This is a genomic window from Gordonia sp. CNJ-863 (genome assembly GCF_001942325.1).
GTDB lineage: Bacteria > Actinomycetota > Actinomycetes > Mycobacteriales > Mycobacteriaceae > Gordonia > Gordonia alkanivorans.
The window spans coordinates 200,989-219,175 of sequence record NZ_MKKG01000066.1; the positions used below are offsets into that span (position 1 = coordinate 200,989).

General features: G+C 68.6%; 2 protein-coding genes. Both read right to left on the minus strand.

The genetic code is table 11. The features are described from left to right. Window positions 1-63: 63 nt before the first annotated feature. Complete coding sequence (locus tag BJF87_RS27000; RefSeq protein WP_396246813.1) at window positions 64-9,390, minus strand: amino acid adenylation domain-containing protein; 9,327 nt, start codon at window positions 9,388-9,390, stop codon at window positions 64-66. Further along, window positions 9,300-18,187 (minus strand): non-ribosomal peptide synthetase (locus tag BJF87_RS26455; RefSeq protein WP_139319575.1); only part of this gene is annotated, 8,888 nt, incomplete at its 5' end. The genes BJF87_RS27000 and BJF87_RS26455, both read right to left, overlap by 91 nt.

Below are 18,187 nucleotides of genomic sequence, written 5' to 3' on the forward strand. Positions count from 1 at the left end.
GTCCTTTCACTTTTGGGTTCGGTCGTTCTGCTCGAGACTCTGTCACCAGGGTCTCATTTCTGGTCACTGTGCCGGCAAGATCCGAAGTGCCTTGTCCAACAACGGACCGATCAGGGCGAGGGCCGCTCCATCGGCCATGCCGAGATGGGGGACGTCGACGTCGTGGTTCACGACGTCGCCGCTGACGTAAGGTCGCCAACTCGCCGCCACCCGGGCGGGATTCTCCTTGTCGGCGATGGCGGTGAACACGACGACGTCACCCGACAGCGCCGACGGCGTGTGTTCGGCCATTACGGTGTCGGCGACGCGGAAGCTCGTCATGATCCGGTCGATCTGATCGTCGTCGAGCAGTCCGGTGGCCCGCAGCTGGGTCCGGATCAGCTCGGCGACCTGTTCCGGCGTCGCCTCCCCTCCGTCGGCGGGTTCCAGATCGAACAGTGTCCGCCATGCCCCGAGCAGTTCGGCCACATCAGGCTCGGACTCCGTGCGATCATCGCGGGCGAGATCGGCCACCGACGGGGCCGCGTCCATGAGCGCGACGAGCCCGACGGTCTCTCCGGACGCCTGGATCTGCACCGCGATCTCCTGGGCGATCACACCACCGAGAGACCAACCGAGCAGGTGGTACGGGCCGGTCGGTTGCACCGCGCGGATCTCGCTCAGATAACGACGCGCCATCTCCACGACCGAATCGGCAGGTTCCTCACCCGTCACCACGTGCGGGTCCTGTACGCCGTAGATCGGCCGGTCCGCCACATATGGCGCCAGACCGCCGTAGAACCACGCCAGACCGCCTGCAGGATGCACACAGAAGAGTGGCGCACCCCGTCCCTCGGCCCGTAGCGGGATCACGATGTCACCGGTCAGCGCGGCCGACGATTCGGCCCGGAGATCTGCGAGCACACGGCTGGCGAGACCTCTCACGGTCGGGTCTGCGAAGAGCCACGCGAGATCGACCGCACGACCGGTCTTTTCACGCAATCGTCCGATGACGCGCGCCGCCGACAAGGAGTTGCCACCGAGGTCGAAGAACGACTCGGTCACGCTCACGCGTTCGATCCCCAGAACCTCGCCGACGACCTCGGCGATGAGCGACTCGGTCTCGTCTGCCGGCGGCACGTATTCCGCCGGCTTTACAACAGGCTGCGGGAGAGCCTTCCGGTCGATCTTGCCCGCCGCGCTGAGGGGCATCTCCTCGAGGACGACCCATGCAGTGGGCCTCATGTACTCGGGTAGGCCCCGGGCCACGACGTCCTTGACGACGTCCAGATCGACGGCTGCGGGGTCCGCCCCGGCGACATAACCCACCAGGCGCTCTTCGCCGGCTGCCTCCACGACCGCCGCGACCGCGTGCGCGACGCCCGGAGCCGATGCGGCGACCGACTCGATCTCACCGAGTTCGATGCGCTGACCACGTAGCTTGACCTGGAAATCGGTGCGGCCCAGGTACTCCAACTGCCCGCCTTCGTTCCACCGGACGAGGTCGCCCGTGCGATAGAGACGTGCGCCCGGGGCACCGAACGGATCGGCGACGAAGCGGTCGGCCGTCAGATCGGCGCGACTCGAGTAGGCACGAGCCAACTGCACACCTCCGAGGTACAGCTCACCGTTGACCCCGACGGGTACCGGACGCAATCGCGCATCCAGAACCCGCACCGTCGTGTTCCACACCGGTACGCCGATCGGGATGACGGTGTCGCCCGCCGACACCGGGTGATGGGTGACGTCCACCGCTGCCTCGGTGGGCCCGTAGAGGTTGTGCACGCTCACCTCCGGCAGCCTCGTCGACGCGTCCGCGGCCACGGACACCGGCAACGCCTCACCGGAAGTGAACAGCCGCCGAACGGAGTCGAGACGTCCGACGCCGTCCGGCCCGATCACCTCGAGGAATGTCGAGAGCATGGACGGGACGAAGTGCAGGGTCGACACCGCCTGGTCGGCGATCACCTGGGCCAGATAGTGCGGATCCCGATGCCCGTCCGGGCGTGCGATGACCAGTCGGGCGCCGGTCATCAACGGCCAGAAGAGCTCCCACACCGACACATCGAACGTCACCGGGGTCTTCTGCAGCACCACGTCGTCACCGGCGATCGGGAAGGCGCCCTGCATCCACTCCAGGCGGTTGACGATCGCCGCGTGCGAGACCGCGACACCCTTGGGACGCCCGGTCGAGCCGGAGGTGAAGAGGGTGTAGGCGAGGTGGTCCGGTAGCAGGACGCCGGTGCGCTCCTCGGCCGACACCCAACGGGGTGCATGGCGTCCGACGGGCTCGTCACAGTCGACGACGACACGGTCCAGATCGAGGTCTGGGAGCTGCTCTCCTGCGCCGGCCACCAGGGCCAGTCGCACCCCTGCGGTCGTCGCGATATGGCGCAGCCGATCCGCCGGCGCATCCACGTCGATCGGGACGTAGTGTCCGCCCGCGGCGACTACGGCGTGCACGGCGACCAGGAGCTCGACCGATCTCGGAATCGCGACTGCCACCGGCACGTCTGGCCCGACACCCCGCTCGATCAGGGTTCGCGCCAGACGGGCCACGCGTCCACCGAACTCAGCGTAAGAGACCTCCCGGCCCTCCACCACCAGGGCGGTCGCGTCCGGGGTGGCGGCGATCTGTCGTCCGACGAGATCGGGTAGCACTGCGGGCGCCACCGACACGTCGGGTCCAGATTCCCACTCGGCCACCTGCGCGGTGTCCTGGTCGAAGACCGGAACGTCGCCGACCGCGAGGCCGGGATCCACCGTGGCGCTGTCGAGTACCCGTACCAACTGGTCAGCCATGCGCTCGGCCGTCGCGGCGTCGAAGAGGTCGGTGGCGTAGATCAGGGATCCGTGCCAAGGATCGCCCGATCCCGCCGTCGTGATCCCGAAGGTGAGGTCGACTTGAGCCGGATAGTCGGCCGGGGCCACCGGTTCGACAGTCAGGTCGTCCCCGTCCACGTCGGCGTCCGGCGCGGACGGCGAGGGCTGACCGAATGTCAGCATCACCTGGGACAGAGGCGCGAACGACTGTGACCGGACGGGGTTGAGCTTCTCCACGAGATACTCGAACGGCACGTCGGAGTTGGCGAACGCGTCGAGGTCGGTCGTGCGGACCTGGTCGACCAGCTCGGCGAAAGTCGTTCCCGGCCTCACCTCAGTGCGCAGAACCAGGGTGTTCACGAACATTCCGACGAGGTCGTCGATCTCCCGCCGGCCACGACCCGCGACCGGCGTGCCGATGGCGATGTCGTCGTCTGCCGACAGTCGCGACAGCAGCACGGCGAGCGCTGCGTGAACCACCATGAACGGTGTCACACCGAGGAGTCGCGCGGTTTGTGCCGTCCTGTCCGCGACGGCGGGCGGCACCTCGAATTCCACGAGGGCCCCGCGCTGCGAGGCGACGGCGGGACGCGGGCGGTCCGTGGGGATGTCGATGACGTCCGGAATGCCGGCGAGGTGCTCGACCCAGTAGTCGAGCTGTCGTCCCAGAACGGATCGGCGATCGTCGACGGACCCGAGGACGGCGCGTTGCCAGAGCGCGACGTCGGCGAACTGCACCGGCAGCGGCGCCCAGTTCGGCTCCGATCCGGTGCGGCGCGACTCGTAGGCGACCACGAGGTCGCGCACGAACGGTCCCATGGACTCACCGTCGGCAGCGATGTGATGGACGACCACGGCCAGCAGATGCGATCGCCCGTCCGAGGTCTCGGCGAACAGGCGCACCCGTAACGGGGAGTCGACTGTCACGTCGAAACCTCGCGTCGCGGCGGCGATCAGTTCCTCCTGGGATTCGACCACGGCGAAATCGAGATCGCGCAGGGCGTCTCGCGGTTCGGCAATCGCCTGGACCGGGTCGCCGTCGATCGACGGATAAGTCGTCCGCAGCACCTCGTGGCGCTCGACGACGTCGCCGAGCGCGGCCTGCAGGGCGTCGACGTCGAGCGGCCCCCGCAGACGCAGTCCGGTCGGGATGTTGTACGCCGGCGACGTGGTGTCGAGCTGATTGATGAACCACATGCGCTGCTGCGCCAGTGACAGGGGAACACGTTCAGGCCGTGGCCCTGCGACGATCGGCGCGACACCGGTTCCGTCCGGCGGGGGCAGATGCCGGGCGAGTTCGGCAACCGACGGATGATCGAAGAGATCGCGCACCCCGACTCGACGGTCCACCAGTTCCGACAGCCGTCCGGCGACCCGGGTCGCCGACAGGGAGTTACCACCCAGGTCGAAGAACGACGCCGTCACCGACACATCGTCGACCGCGAGGACCTCGCGGAAAACTGCGGCGATCGCCTCCTCCGACGGGTTCCGCGGCGCCACCGTCTCGGTGGAGGCGAACTCGGGTTCCGGGAGAGCCCGGCGGTCGGCCTTGCCGATCGGGTTCAGCGGAATCCGTTCGAGCACCATCAGACTCGAGGGGACCATGTAGGCGGGCAACAGTGCCCCCAATTCGGACAGGATCTGCCCCGGCGTCTTGTCGACCCCGCCGGAGAGCGTGACATAACCGGCCAGTGCGGTGCCCGCCGGGCGCTCGACGGCGATGACTGCCGCCGCGGTCACCTCCTCGACTCGCAACAGCGCCGACTCGACCTCGCCGGTCTCGATACGCAGACCGCGGACCTTCACCTGGAAGTCCGTGCGACCCACATACTCGAGTTGATCGTCAGACCGCCACTTGACGAGATCGCCGGTGCGATACATCCGCGACCCCGGTTCGCCGTAGGGGTCCGCCACGAATCGCTCGGCGGTCAGCCCGCTCTGGTTGACGTAGCCGCGCGACAACTCCGGCCCCGCCAGATAGAGCTCGCCCGCCATGCCGACCGGGACCGGGTGCAGGGACTCGTCGAGGACCCGAGGGGCGACACCGGGCATCGGATCGCCGATCACCACACGCGCACCTGGCCGGAGATCGCGAGCAGTTATCGCGATGATCGTGGTCTCGGTGGGGCCGTACCCGTTGTACAGGGTGCGCCCGCCATCCGGTGTGACCCACCGGGCGACCTCGGTCTCGGGCACCGCTTCGCCCCCGAGCATGAGGTTCGTGAGTACACCATCGGCGACATCGGGCATGGTCGCCGCGACACTGGGGACGAGGAACGCGTGAGTGGTTCGGTGCTCGTCGACGAAACGCGTCAGCTCCGGTCCGCCGTAGGTGTCCGCCGGTGACACCACCAGGGTGGCTCCGTTCGGGAACGCGCCCAGTACCTCGAGCATCGTGGCGTCGAAGGCCGGTGAGCTGACTGCCAGCCACCGCGACGAGGGGCCCGAACGGTGCTTGTCGCGTAGACCGTCGGCGACGTTGCGCAAGCCGGTGTGGCTGACCATGACACCCTTCGGGCGTCCGGTGGAACCAGAGGTGAAGATCGCGTACGCGGCGTTGTGCGGGCGGATCGGCGCCCCACGGTCGGCGTCGGTGACCGGATCGGACGGCCACCGGTTCGAGATCGTCTGCAGGGCAGCGTGGTCGATGACGATCCACTCGGGTCCGGCCGGGAGCGACTCGACGCTCGCGGCCTCGGCCAGGCCGAGTGCCGCACCGCTGTCCTCGACGACCATCCGCACCCGATCGCTGGGGTACTTCGGGTCGATGGGCGTGAGGACCCCGCCGGCCTTGGCCACCGCCCACATCGCGATGTACATCAGGTCGGACCTGGAGAAGGCCGACAACACCATTGATTCCACGCGGACACCGCGCTCGATCAGCATCCTGGCCAGGGAGTTGCTCAGTTCGTCGACGCGGGCATAGGTCAGTGCACTGCCGTCGTAGATCACTGCGGTCGACGACGCATGGCGAGCCGCGGAGCCACTCAGCATCTCGGGGAGGGTGAGCACCGGGGCCGGCGTCGCACCCGTGACCGCGAGCCGTGCGGTCATCGCCTCGGCGTCGAGCAACTCGATCTGCCCGATGATGCGCTCGGGGTCGGCGGCGAACGATCCCAGTAGCCGACGGACGACCGCGGCGAAGCCGGCGACGGTCGGCTCGTCGAACACGTCCGGCAGGTACTTCAGTGTCAGCGTGAGACCACCCGCCGACGGCGCCGCGGCGAGGGTCAGCGGGTAATGCGTCGCGTCGCGCCCGGACACACCGCGGACCTCGAGTTCACCGCCTGCGACGGCGTCCGCCGCGCTCGACGTATCGACCGGATAGGACTCGTACACCGTCAGGGTGTCGAAGAGAGCGCTCTCCCCGATCGCCGCGGCGATCTCGGCGAGTCCGATGTGGTGGTGGTCCAGCACCGCGGTCTTCGCGCGCTGTAGCCGTCCCATGACGTCGGCAACCGTTGCGCGGGGGTCGACGTCGACGGCGACCGGCAGGGTGTTGATGAACAGCCCCACGATGGCCTCGGCACCGTCGAGATCGGCGGGCCGGCCGGAGACGGTCTCGCCGAACACCACCGACCGCTGCCCCGTCATACGCGACAACAGGACCGCCCACGCGGTCTGCAGCACCACGGACAGGGTCAACTCTCGCGTACGTGCTAGCTCGGTCAGCGACGCTGCCGCCGCCGCGTCGAGCTCGACCGCGAGATCGCGCGGAAGGGGCCGCTGCTCCGGCGACATCTGTGTCGGGGCGACGAGTGTCGGACCCTCTACCCCGGCAAGGGTCTCGCGCCAGGCCGCCAGTCCGGCGTCGCGATCGCGATGGCCCAACCATCGCAGGAATGCGTCGTAACCTGACGCATCAGACGCGGTCAGGATCGACCCGGTGAAGTAGGCGACGAGGAGATCGGTGAGCACCAGCGGTCCCGACCACCCGTCGAGGAGGATGTGATGGTTGGTGATCACCAGGCTGTGACGGTCGCCCGGTTCGGCGATCAGCGCGAAGCGGATGAGTCCGGGCCGCGCCATCTCGAACCGCGATTCCCGCTCCGCGTCGGCCACCGCGTTCCGGCGGTCGTCGAGTTCGGCGGCGGAGACATCGCGCAGATCGACCACCGACCACTCGGGCTCGACCTCAGGCGGGACCACTGCGACGACGGTTCCGGCGTTCGTGCGCACGTAGGCCGACCGGAGGATCGCATGGCGTGCGAGCAACAGTCGACTCGCGTGACGCATCCGGTCCGGCTCGAGCGTCCCGTGCAGTGACAGCGTGGCCTGGGTGACGTACACGTCCGCCGCTTCGTATTCCGCTGCCAGCTCGGCCTGATAGAAGAGTCCGCGCTGGAGCGGGGACAGCGGCCAGATCTCGGCGTCGCCGAAACGTGCGGTGAGATCGTCGACCTCCGCCTGGGTCAGCCCGGGAGCCAAGACATCCGACGGAGTCCGGCCCGGGACGCCGCCGTCGCCGACCCAGCCGACGAGAGTCCGCAGTGCCTCGAGCCAGCGACCGGCGATCTCGGTCACCTCGGCGTCGTCGAGGACCGCCGACGGGAAGGTGAGTTCGGCGTGCAGCACTCGGCGTCCGTCGACGACGATCGTCGACACGTTCACCGAGAGCACCGCGGAGACCGCCATCGCCCCCGATGCGGTCGGCGGGAGGCTGTAGCGCTCGGGCACCGGGGTGAACGGGACCAGGTCACCGTTCTCCACCGCCGCCGCGGTGTTGCCGAAGTAGTTGAAGCTCACCTCGGGTAGCGGCCGGTCGCGCAGACCCGACGCGGGGTCGAGGTAGCGGGCGGAGCCGAAGGACAGGCCCCGGGCAGGCATGGACCGGCGTGTCTCCTTGACCGCCTTGACACGCTGGACCAGTGCCGCGGCGTCAGCGGGAGTACTGCCGGCCACGTCGACTTCGATCGGCATGATCGAGGTGAACCAGCCGACGGTGCGGGCGAGATCCGCGCCCGGCGCGACCTCCTCCTCCCGACCGTGTCCTTCGAGCAGCACCGGTACCGACCCGAGTTCTCCCGACGCACCGACGGCGACGGCGAGGGCTGCGATCAGTGCGTCGTCGACGGCCGATCGGAAGGCGGCCGGTACGTCGACGAGCAACGGTTCGGCGACATCCGCGGGAACCTCGACGGCCAGGCTCCGGACGGTAGACATCCTGTCCCGGGCACGATCGAGGGGTGCCCACGCCTGCGGCCCCGCGGGCAGCTGGCGGCTCCAGAACGCCCGGTCGGCGTCGCTCGAGTCGGCGAGGCCGGCGAGTACGTCCGCCCACCGGCGGAACGACGTGCCAACCGGCTGCAGTTCCACGACCGCACCGGCGGCCACCTGAGCCCATGCAGTGGCGAGATCGGTGACGAGCACCTGCCAGGAGACCGCGTCCACGGCCAGGTGGTGGACCACGACGAGTAGACGGCCGTTCTCCCCATCGGTGGGCCGGAGCGCGACGAACTGCGCCATCGTGCCGGTCGCAGGATCGAGTCGGCCGAGGGCCTGCCGGTGGGCATCGAGCACGGTGGAAGTGAACTCTGTCTCGCCGGGTCGTGCCGAGGTCTCCATCATGCTGATCGCGGCTGTCGCGTCGAACGGCCCGCCCGCGGTCAGGACCGGCACGCCGTCGTCGTCAACCGCGAACGTCGCCGACAACATCGGATGGTGGGCGACGACCGCCGAGATGACTTGGGCGAGTTGTTCTTCGGTGAACACGTCGGGTAGGGCCAGTACCGCCGACTGGGAGAAGTCGGCAATGTCGGCGAGGGTGGCGGCATGCTCGAGCAACCAGTGCGCCATCGGGGGCGCGGTAACCGGACCGGTTGCGCCACCAGGCAATTCGGCGAGGACTTCGCCCTCACCACTACGGGCGACAGCGGCCAGGGCCCGGACCGTGCGGTACTCGAAGATGTCCCGCGGGGTGACGGTCAGTCCAGCGGCACGGAGTAGCGAGGACAACTGGATGGACATGATGCTGTCGCCGCCCAGTTCGAAGAACGAACGGGTAACCGAGATCTGGGGGTCACCCAGGACCATCGAGAAGACGTCGGCAAGGACCTGTTCGGTCGGGGTGGCCGGGGACTCGAAGGTGTCGTTGTCGACGATTCCCGGGACCGGCAAACCCGTCCGGTCGAGCTTGCCCGTCGGCGTGAGTGGAACCTCGTCCATTGCCACGATCGCCGACGGCACCATGTATTCCGCGAGCCGCCCGGCCAGTCGCTTCCGCGCGGCTTCGGCGTCGAAGGCGGCAGGCTCCGTGGTCACCACGTAGCCGATGAGGCGCTTGGTCCCCGTCGGACTGTCCATCCCGAGCGTGAACGCCTGATCGACTCCCGGCTCCTCGCTCAGCGCGGCGTCGATCTCCCCCAGCTCGACTCGCTGACCGTTGATCTTGACCTGGAAGTCCGAGCGTCCTGCGTAGAGAAGTTCGTGGTCGACGGTCCAGCGAGCGAGGTCGCCCGTCCGGTACATGCGTGTGCCGGGGGACGCGAACGGCGCGGCTACGAAGCGCGCGGCCGTGAGATCGGGTCGATGGAGGTATCCGCGGCCGACGCCATCGGCGATGACGTAGATTTCGCCGACGACTCCCACGGGAACGGGCTGCAGACGATTGTCGAGGAGCACCACGCGAAGCCGGGGATCGGGCGCCCGATCGTGATCGGACGGTCCGGCACCATCGCGCCGACGGTGGACAGCACCGTGGCCTCGGCGGGACCGTAGAAGTTCCAGATCGGACTCAGGTTCGCGAAGCGGGCCACCAGCTCAGGCGGGCAGGGCTCGCCTGCGGTCAGGAGGTGACGGACCGTGGGAATCAACTCTGGGTACAGGGTCCCGAGAACGGACGGCGTGACAACCATGTCGGTGACGCCGCCCGCCGTGACCACCTCTGCCAGAGGTTCGCCGGCATAGGCATCCGCCGGCGCGATCACGGTCGTGAAACCGGGTAGGTAACCCCACATCAACTCGAAGAACGCAGCGTCGAAACTCGGTGACGCCACGTGCAGCACCCGCACGTCGGGCCCCTTCCCGGACACCGTGAGCTGCCGGGAGAGGAGGTCGGCGATGCCGCGGTGGGAAACCGCCACGGCCTTGGGCCGCCCGGTCGATCCCGAGGTGTAGATGAGATAGGCGAGGTTGTCGAGGCGAACCGCCGCCAGGCGTTCACCGTCGGCGATCGGGGCATCCGACCGACCCGCTATCCGGGCGCCGGTCGCGGGATCGTCCAGCACCACCCAGTCGGTGTCGGTCAGCCCACGGAAGGACGCCGCGTCGCCCGCGACGGTCACACCGACCGACACCCGCGAATCGGTGAGCATGTGACGAATCCGGTCGGCGGGGTGCCGCGGATCCACCGGAAGGTGGGCGCCGCCGGCCTTGATGACCGACCACACCGCGATCACCGACTCCATGGACCGCGAGATGCCAACTGCTACGGGAATTTCCGAACCGACGCCACGTTCGATGAGTTCTCGGGCGAACCTGTTGGTCACCGCCTCGAACTCAGGGTAGGTCATGACCCGGTCCCCCTCGATCACCGCGGGGCGATCGAGGTCGAGGTCTCGCGCGGCGAGCATGTCGGTCAAGGTGGCCGGTTGGACACCCTCGGTACGGGCGAGGGCCACAGGCGCCAGCCGAGCGCGTGTCTCGTCGTCGACGATGGCGATCTCCCCGACCGGTCGGTCCGGATCCGCAGTCATCGCGGCCAGGACCAGGCGGAGCACACCGACGAAACGGTCGACGGTATCCGTGTCGAAAAGTGTGGCGGCGAAGGAGACCTCACCGCGGAGTTCCCGGGCGTCGGACTCACCGGCACGTTCGGTGAAAGCGAAGGCGAGGTCGAACTTCGTCGCGGGGGCGGCGGCTTCCTCGAAGCCCACCCCGAACGACGTGAGTGCCTCGGCGATGTCTTCCTGGTCGGATTCCACGAGATAGTTGAAGCCGACCTGGAAGAGCGGTGCATGCGCGGTGGATCGTTGCGGCGCAATCGCTTCGACGATCTGCTCGAATGGCACATCGGCGTGCGCGAACGCGTCGAGATCCTCCTGCCGAACGCGGGCGAGCAAGTCGCGGACAGACTCCGCAGAGTCGACGACGGTTCGCAACACCACCGTGTTCACGAACATGCCCACCATCTCGTCGAGTGCGGCCTCGCCACGTCCGGCGACGGCCGCGCCGACCGCGATGTCGTCGGTCCCGGCCACGCGTGCGAGGGTCGCGGCGAGCGCGGCGTGGACGACCATGAACGGTGTCCCGCCGACGGCACCGGCGAGTTCACCCACCGCGCCCATGACCGCGGGCTCGATGGTGAAGTCGACCCGGCCCGCGGTCGGATCGAACACCGGCGGCCGTGGGCGGTCGGTGGGCAGGGGCAACACCTCAGGCAGGTCGACGAGGCGCCCCCGCCAGTATTCGATCTGTGCCGCGAGAACGGAAGAGGGGTCGTCCGGGTCTCCGAGAACCCGGCGCTGCCACAGGGCGAAGTCCGCGTACTGCACCGGGAGGGCCCGCCATTCCGGTGCCCGGCCGCTGACCCGGGCGGCGTATGCGGTGACCAGATCGCGGGCGAGGACGGGGGCCGACTCGCCGTCCGAGGCGATGTGATGGGTCACGAGGAGCACCAGGTGGTCGCCGGCGTCGACCTCGGCCACCCGGACCCGGATGGGCAGATCGCGCTTGACGTCGAAACCCTCGACGGCAGCGGCACGTATGTCGTCGGCGCTCCCGGCCGTCCGCCAGTCCAGGCGTCGGGCGGCCTCATCCACGTCGAGCACCTGCTGGTGAGGGGTGCCGTCCTCGGCGGGGAAGACGGTGCGCAGCACCTCGTGTCGTGCCACCGTGTCGGTGACCGCGGCATGCAGCGCGTCGAGGTCGAGGTCACCGGCCACCCGCAATGCGACGGGCACGTTGTACGCCGGTGAGGTGGTGTCGAACTGGTTGATGAACCACATTCTCTGCTGGGCGTAGGACAGCGGGATGCGGACCGGGCGCGGACCCGCGACCAGGGGTTCGCGACCCGAGGCGTCACGTCCAGCGGTGCCGGCCACCAGGGCACGCACGCTCGGCGCATCGAACAGGTCACGCGCGGAGACCGGCCGGCCGAGGCGTTCGCTGACACGGGCGACGACCCTGGTCGCCGACAGAGAATTGCCCCCGAGATCGAAGAACGAGTCGGTGACCGACACCTGTTCCACGCCGAGCACATCGGCGAATACCGCGGCGACATGGGCTTCGGCATCGTCGGCCGGGGCGACGTACTCCCCCACCTCGATGACCGGCTCTGGGAGTGCGGCCTTGTCGAGCTTGCCGACCGGTGTCAGCGGCAGAGAGTCAAGCACCGTGATCGACGCCGGAACCATGTGCGCCGGTAGCCGTTCGGACAGGTGTGTCCGCAGTTCGGTCACATCGATCGAGTCGCGGTCGCCGACCACGTATGCGGCCAGCGCCGTTGCCACCGACCCGCCGACCCCGACCACCACCGCGGAGTCCACGGCACGGTGCGAGGTCAGCGTGCTCTCGATCTCCCCGAGTTCGATGCGTAGACCGCGCAGCTTGACCTGGTCGTCGCTGCGGCCCGAGTACTCGAGTACGACCTGGCCGGAGTCGTCCTTGCGCCACCGCACGACGTCACCGGTCCGGTACATGCGGTCCCCGGGAATCCCGTACGGATTGGCGACGAACCGCACCGCGGTCAGCGCCGGGTGGTCCAGGTAGCCACGCGAGATGGCGTGTCCGACGACGTACAGCTCACCGGGCACTCCGACGGGCACAGGCTTGAGCCGGTTGTCGAGGACCAGCAGCCCGACGCCGTCGATCGGACGGCCCAGGTACACCGGCGCACCGATATGCATCGGCTCGCTGATGGTGACACCGATGGTGGTCTCGGTCGGGCCGTACAGGTTCTGGATCCGACGCATCGTCGCCCAGTCGTCCTTGAGTGCCTGAGGCACCGCTTCGCCGCCGGCGTAGACGACGCGCAGGGCCGGCAGCGCCGTGGACTGCAACGTGGACAGGACCGTCGGCGTCAAGAACGTATGGGTGACCGCCTGCCGCATCATGAAGTCCTGCAGCTCCGGCCCGCCGACCGCCTCGCTCGGACGGTAGATCAGGACACCACCGCTGACGGTCGCCAGCAGGTACTCCAGCACCGACGCATCGAAGCTCGGCGACGCGAAGCCCAGCACGCGACTGTATTCGTCTGCGCTGGAACGCTTCCGTTCCTCGGCGGCGAAGTTCGCGAGACCGGTGTGGGTGACGACGACACCCTTCGGCCGCCCGGTCGATCCCGACGTGAAGATCACGTAGGCGGTGTTGTGCACCCGCGTCGGTGTCGGCCGTTCCTCATCGACGATCGGATCGGCGCTCATCGTCTCGATCTCGGCGACGACGCCGGGATCGTCGAGACGCTCCCAGCTGCCGAACCGGCCCCGCGGCAGCTCGCCGGACCCTGAGACGCTGAGGCCGAGAACGGCTCCGGAGTCCTCGACCATCGCCGCGACCCGCTCGGACGGATAGTCGGGATCGATGGGCACATATGCGCCACCGGTCTTGGCCACCGCCCAGATCGCGGTCAACAACCGGGCGGAGCGGCCGATGGCGAGGGCGACCAGGGTCTCGGTCCCGACCCCGCGGCGTAGCAGCCATCGGGCCAGCCGGTTGGACTCTGCGTCGAGCTGCGCGTACGTGAGGGTCGCTCCCTCTGCGTCGACGACTGCCTGGCGTGGTCCCCAGGTCGTGGCGGCCTCGGCGAAGATCTCCCGCAGCAGGACCGGTGCGGTGCTCGGACCGCTGACGGCGAGTACCTCTGGGTCTGTGCCCTCCAGCGGATCGAGTACCCGGTAGCCGGCGCCTCCGGCGACCGAGGAGGACTCCGGCGCCTGGGCCGCCGCGGGGCCACCGTGGTCCCGCGCCCGCAGGGGGAGGTCACCCACTGCCACCGACGGATCCGCCAGTGCCGCCTCGAGGATTCCGACGAGATAGTCGCCGAAGGTCAGCACGGTGGTCGCCTCGAACAGGTCGGTGGCGTACAGCAGCGCGATACGCCAGTCGCCCTCGCCGGGCACGACTCCGACCAGCAGATCGACGCGGGCCGGGACCGAGCCGGTGATGACCGGCGCGACCTGCAGGCCGGCTATCTCCCCAGCCGCAAGATCTGAACCGGCCAGCTCGGGCAGAGCAGTCTGGTCGAACGTGAGCCAGATCTGGGTGAACGGCGCGAACGCATCCGATCGTGTCGGCCGGAGCGCGTCGACGACCACTTCGAAGGGGACGTCGGCGTTCGACATCGCCTCGACATCGGCTGCGCGCGCACGGTCCAGCAGATCGGCGAACGACGCCCCCGAGTCGACCTGGGTACGCAGGACGAGGGTGTTGACGAACATGCCGACGAGCGGATCGAGCACCGCCTGGCCGCGGCCCGCGACGGGTGTGCCGATGGCGATGTCGTCGTTCGCCGACAATCTGGCGACCATGGCGGCCAACGCCGCGTGCACCACCATGAACGGTGTCACACCGAGTTCGGTGGCCCGTTTGCCGATCTGGTCGGCGATCTCCGCGGGGATCGACATCTCGACCCGATCACCCTGCCGGGTGGCGACTGCCGGCCGGGGACGGTCGGTGGGCAACTCCACCAGGTCCGGGAGCCCGGCCAGCGCACTCCTCCAGAAGTCGAGCTGTCCGCCGACGGTCGACGACGGGTCGTCGAACGCCCCGAGCACGGTGTGCTGCCAGATCGCGAAATCGGCGAACTGGACCTCCAACGGGGCGAGGTCGGGGTCGCGCTCTTCGATCTCGGCGAGATACGCCGCGACGAGATCGGAGACGAACGGGCCCATCGATTCGCCGTCGAAGGCGATGTGGTGCACGACGATCGCGAGGATGTGTTCGCCGTCGTCGACCTGCCACAACCGGATCCGGATCGGCCACTGCTTGGCGACGTCGAATCCGCGGTCGACGGCCCCGGCGATCTCCTCCTCGGAGTCCACGACGTCCCAGTCCAACCGGGCTGCGATCGTCGATGCGCGTCCGATCTTCTGGTACGGCTCGCCGTCGACGGCCGGGAATGACGTGTGCAGGACTTCGTGCCTGCGGACCACACCGACGATCGCCGCGTGCAGAGCGTCGGTGTCGAGGTCACCGGTAAGACGCAGCACGGTCGGGATGTTGTAGGCAGCCGAATCCGTGTCGAACTGGTTGACCAGCCACATGCGTCGCTGGGCGAAGGACAGCGGTATCCGTTCCGGTCGCGGGTCCACTGCGACGATGGGTGCGAGCGCCGCATCCTGCTCGGACACCGCGGCGGCGAGCTCACGCACCGATGGCGCGTCGAAGATCGTTCGCACTCCGAGATTGACACCGAAGATCTCACCGGCCCGCGCGGCGACCCGGGTCGCAGAGAGCGAGTTGCCGCCCAGGTCGAAGAACGACTCGACAACGCTGACCTTCTCGACCCCGAGCACGTCGGCGACCACCGCGGCGATCGCAGACTCCTTCTCGTCTTCGGGGCCCACGTACTCCGCGGCCTCGAAGACCGGCGCGGGCAACACCTTTCGATCGATCTTGCCCGAAGTGGTCAGCGGCATCTCGTCCAGCACCACCCATGCGGTGGGTCGCATGAACTCCGGGAGATGCTCGGCTGCAACCGTCTTGACGGCGTCCAGATCGACCGCCCCGGCAACGGAGACGTAGCCGACGAGCTGTTCGCCACCATGAGCCGACACCACCGCGGCTGCGGCGTTCACCACCCCGGGCGCGGAGGCAAGCACAGCCTCGATCTCGCCCAGTTCGATCCGCTGACCACGAAGCTTGACCTGGAAGTCGGTGCGCCCCAAGTACTCCAGTTCCCCCTCGCGTGCCCACCGAACGAGGTCACCTGTGCGGTAGAGCCGCTGCCCGGGGGCACCCGAAGGTGCTGCGACGAACCTGTCGGCGGTGAGATCCGGACGGCCGGCGTAGCCGCGCGCCAGCTGAACGCCACCGAGGTACAGCTCACCTGCCACCCCGATCGGGACCGGGCGCAGGCGTGCATCGAGGACGTGGACGCTCGTATTCCACACCGGGGCACCGATCGGTATCGCCGGATCACCGGCGAACACCTCGTGCGCGGTGACATCCACCGCAGCCTCGGTCGGACCGTACAGGTTGTGCAGGCTCGCTCCGGCCAGCAACTCGAGTGCGGTCCCCGCCACCGCCGGGGCGAGCGCCTCGCCGGAGGTGAAGACCTGCCGCACCGAACGGAGATCCGCGGAGTCCTGGCCTGCGAGAACGTCGGCGAAGGTCGACAGCATGGACGGCACGAAGTGCAGGGTCGTGACCCGCTGCGTCGCGATCAGTGAGGCGAGGTACATCGGGTCGCGGTGTCCATCGGGCTCGGCGATCACGAGTCGCGCGCCGGTCAGCAACGGCCAGAACAACTCCCACACCGACACGTCGAAGGTGTACGGGGTCTTCTGCAGGACCGCGTCTGCCGCATTGAGGGCGTACCGGGACTGCATCCACTGCAGACGATTCACGATCGCCTCATGGGAGACCGTCACACCCTTCGGACGTCCGGTCGATCCGGACGTGAAGATGGTGTAGGCGGCCGACGCTGGTCTCAATGGGGCGACACGCTCGTCGTCCGTGACCGCCGGCGTCGCGACGTCCACCTCGGAGGAACAGTCGATCACGATGCGATCCACGTCGGTGGTACCGGACCAGACCGGTGCGTCGGCGGCCACCAGCAGAAGCCGCGTGTCGGCGGTCTCGAGCATGTAGCGAGCGCGGTCCTCGGGCGCGTCGACGTCGACCGGCACATAGTGTCCGCCGGCGGTGACGATGGCGTGAACGGCGACGAGCATCTCGACCGAACGCGGAATGGACACCGCGACGGCCACGTCTGGTCCGACTCCCCGCGCGATGAGCTCCCGCGCGGTCTCCGCGACACGCGCACCGAACTCTCGGTAGCTCATCTCGCGGTCGCCGGACACGAGTGCGGTACGCCGTGCGTTCGGTGCCACCTGGGCTGCGAGCAGATCCGGCAGCACTGCGGTGGGCAGCGGAACCCGGTCGCCGGTGGACCAGGCCGAGACCTCCGAGTCGACGTCGCCGAAGACTGGGGCATCGCCGATCGCGGAGTCAGGCCGCGCGACCAGGGTCTCGACGGTTCGGAGCAGCCGGTCGGCAAAGGTGCCGACGGTGGCCGGGTCGAACAGGTCGGTCGCGTAGCGGATGACGCCACTCCACGCCGAGCTTTCCGCGCCCTGCAGGACCTCGACGGTGAGGTCGTACTGACTGGGTCGGTCGCCGGTCTGCATCGGTGCGATGTGCAATCCGGCCAGCGACACCGGTTCGTCGGTGTCGTCGAGGACGTTGAGCAATATCTGGGCGAGCGGCGCGAAGGCCTGCGAGCGGACCGGGTTCAGTTTCTCGACGAGGTATTCGAACGGTACGTCGGCGTTCGCGTAAGCGTCGAGGTCCACCCGGCGCACATCGTCGAGCAGACGGTCGAACGTCATCGACGGCTCGACGCCGGTGCGCAGGACGAGGGTGTTGACGAACATGCCCACGAGAGGGTCGAGTTCCGGACGGCCGCGCCCCGCGACCGGGGTCGCGATCGTAATGTCGTCCACCGCAGCGAGGCGAGAGATCAGGGCGGCGAGGGCTCCGTGGAGAACCATGAAGGGAGTGATGCCGCGCTCACGCGCCACCGAGATGACTCGTGTCACCACGTCGGCGGGTAGTTCGAACGGAACCGACGCGCCGCCCATCGACGCAACCCGCGGACGCGGACGGTCGGCAGGGAGGTCGATCACGTCGGGTGAGCCGGCCAGCTGGTCCTGCCAGTAGCCGGCCTGCCGTCCGACGATCGACGACGGGTCGTCGGCATCGCCGAGGACGTCGCGTTGCCAGACGGCGAAGTCGGCGAACTGGATCGCCAGTGGGGCCAGCTGCGGGGTCTCACCGCGTCGGCGCGCGTCGTACGCGACGACGACGTCGGTGACCAGCGGCCGAATGGACTCGGCGTCACCGGCGATGTGATGAAGCACCACCACCAAGACGTGACGGTCGGCTGCCTCCCGGAGCAAACGAACCCGTACCGGGAGATCCGCGGTGACATCGAAACCTCGCGCCGCAGAGGCGTACAGCGCGTCGAGATCGGTCTCGTCGGCCCAATCCAGCGCGGGGCGCGCCCGGTCGACGGGCCAGATCTGCTGCACCGGTTGGCCGTCCACCGATGGATACGTGGTGCGCAGCACTTCGTGACGTTCGATGACGTCACCGACCGCTGCGCGCAGGGCGTCGGTGTCGAGGTCACCGGTCAAACGCAACCCGGCCACGATGTTGTACGCACCCGAAGACGCATCGAACTGATTGATGAACCACATCCGCCGCTGCGCAAACGACAACGGCA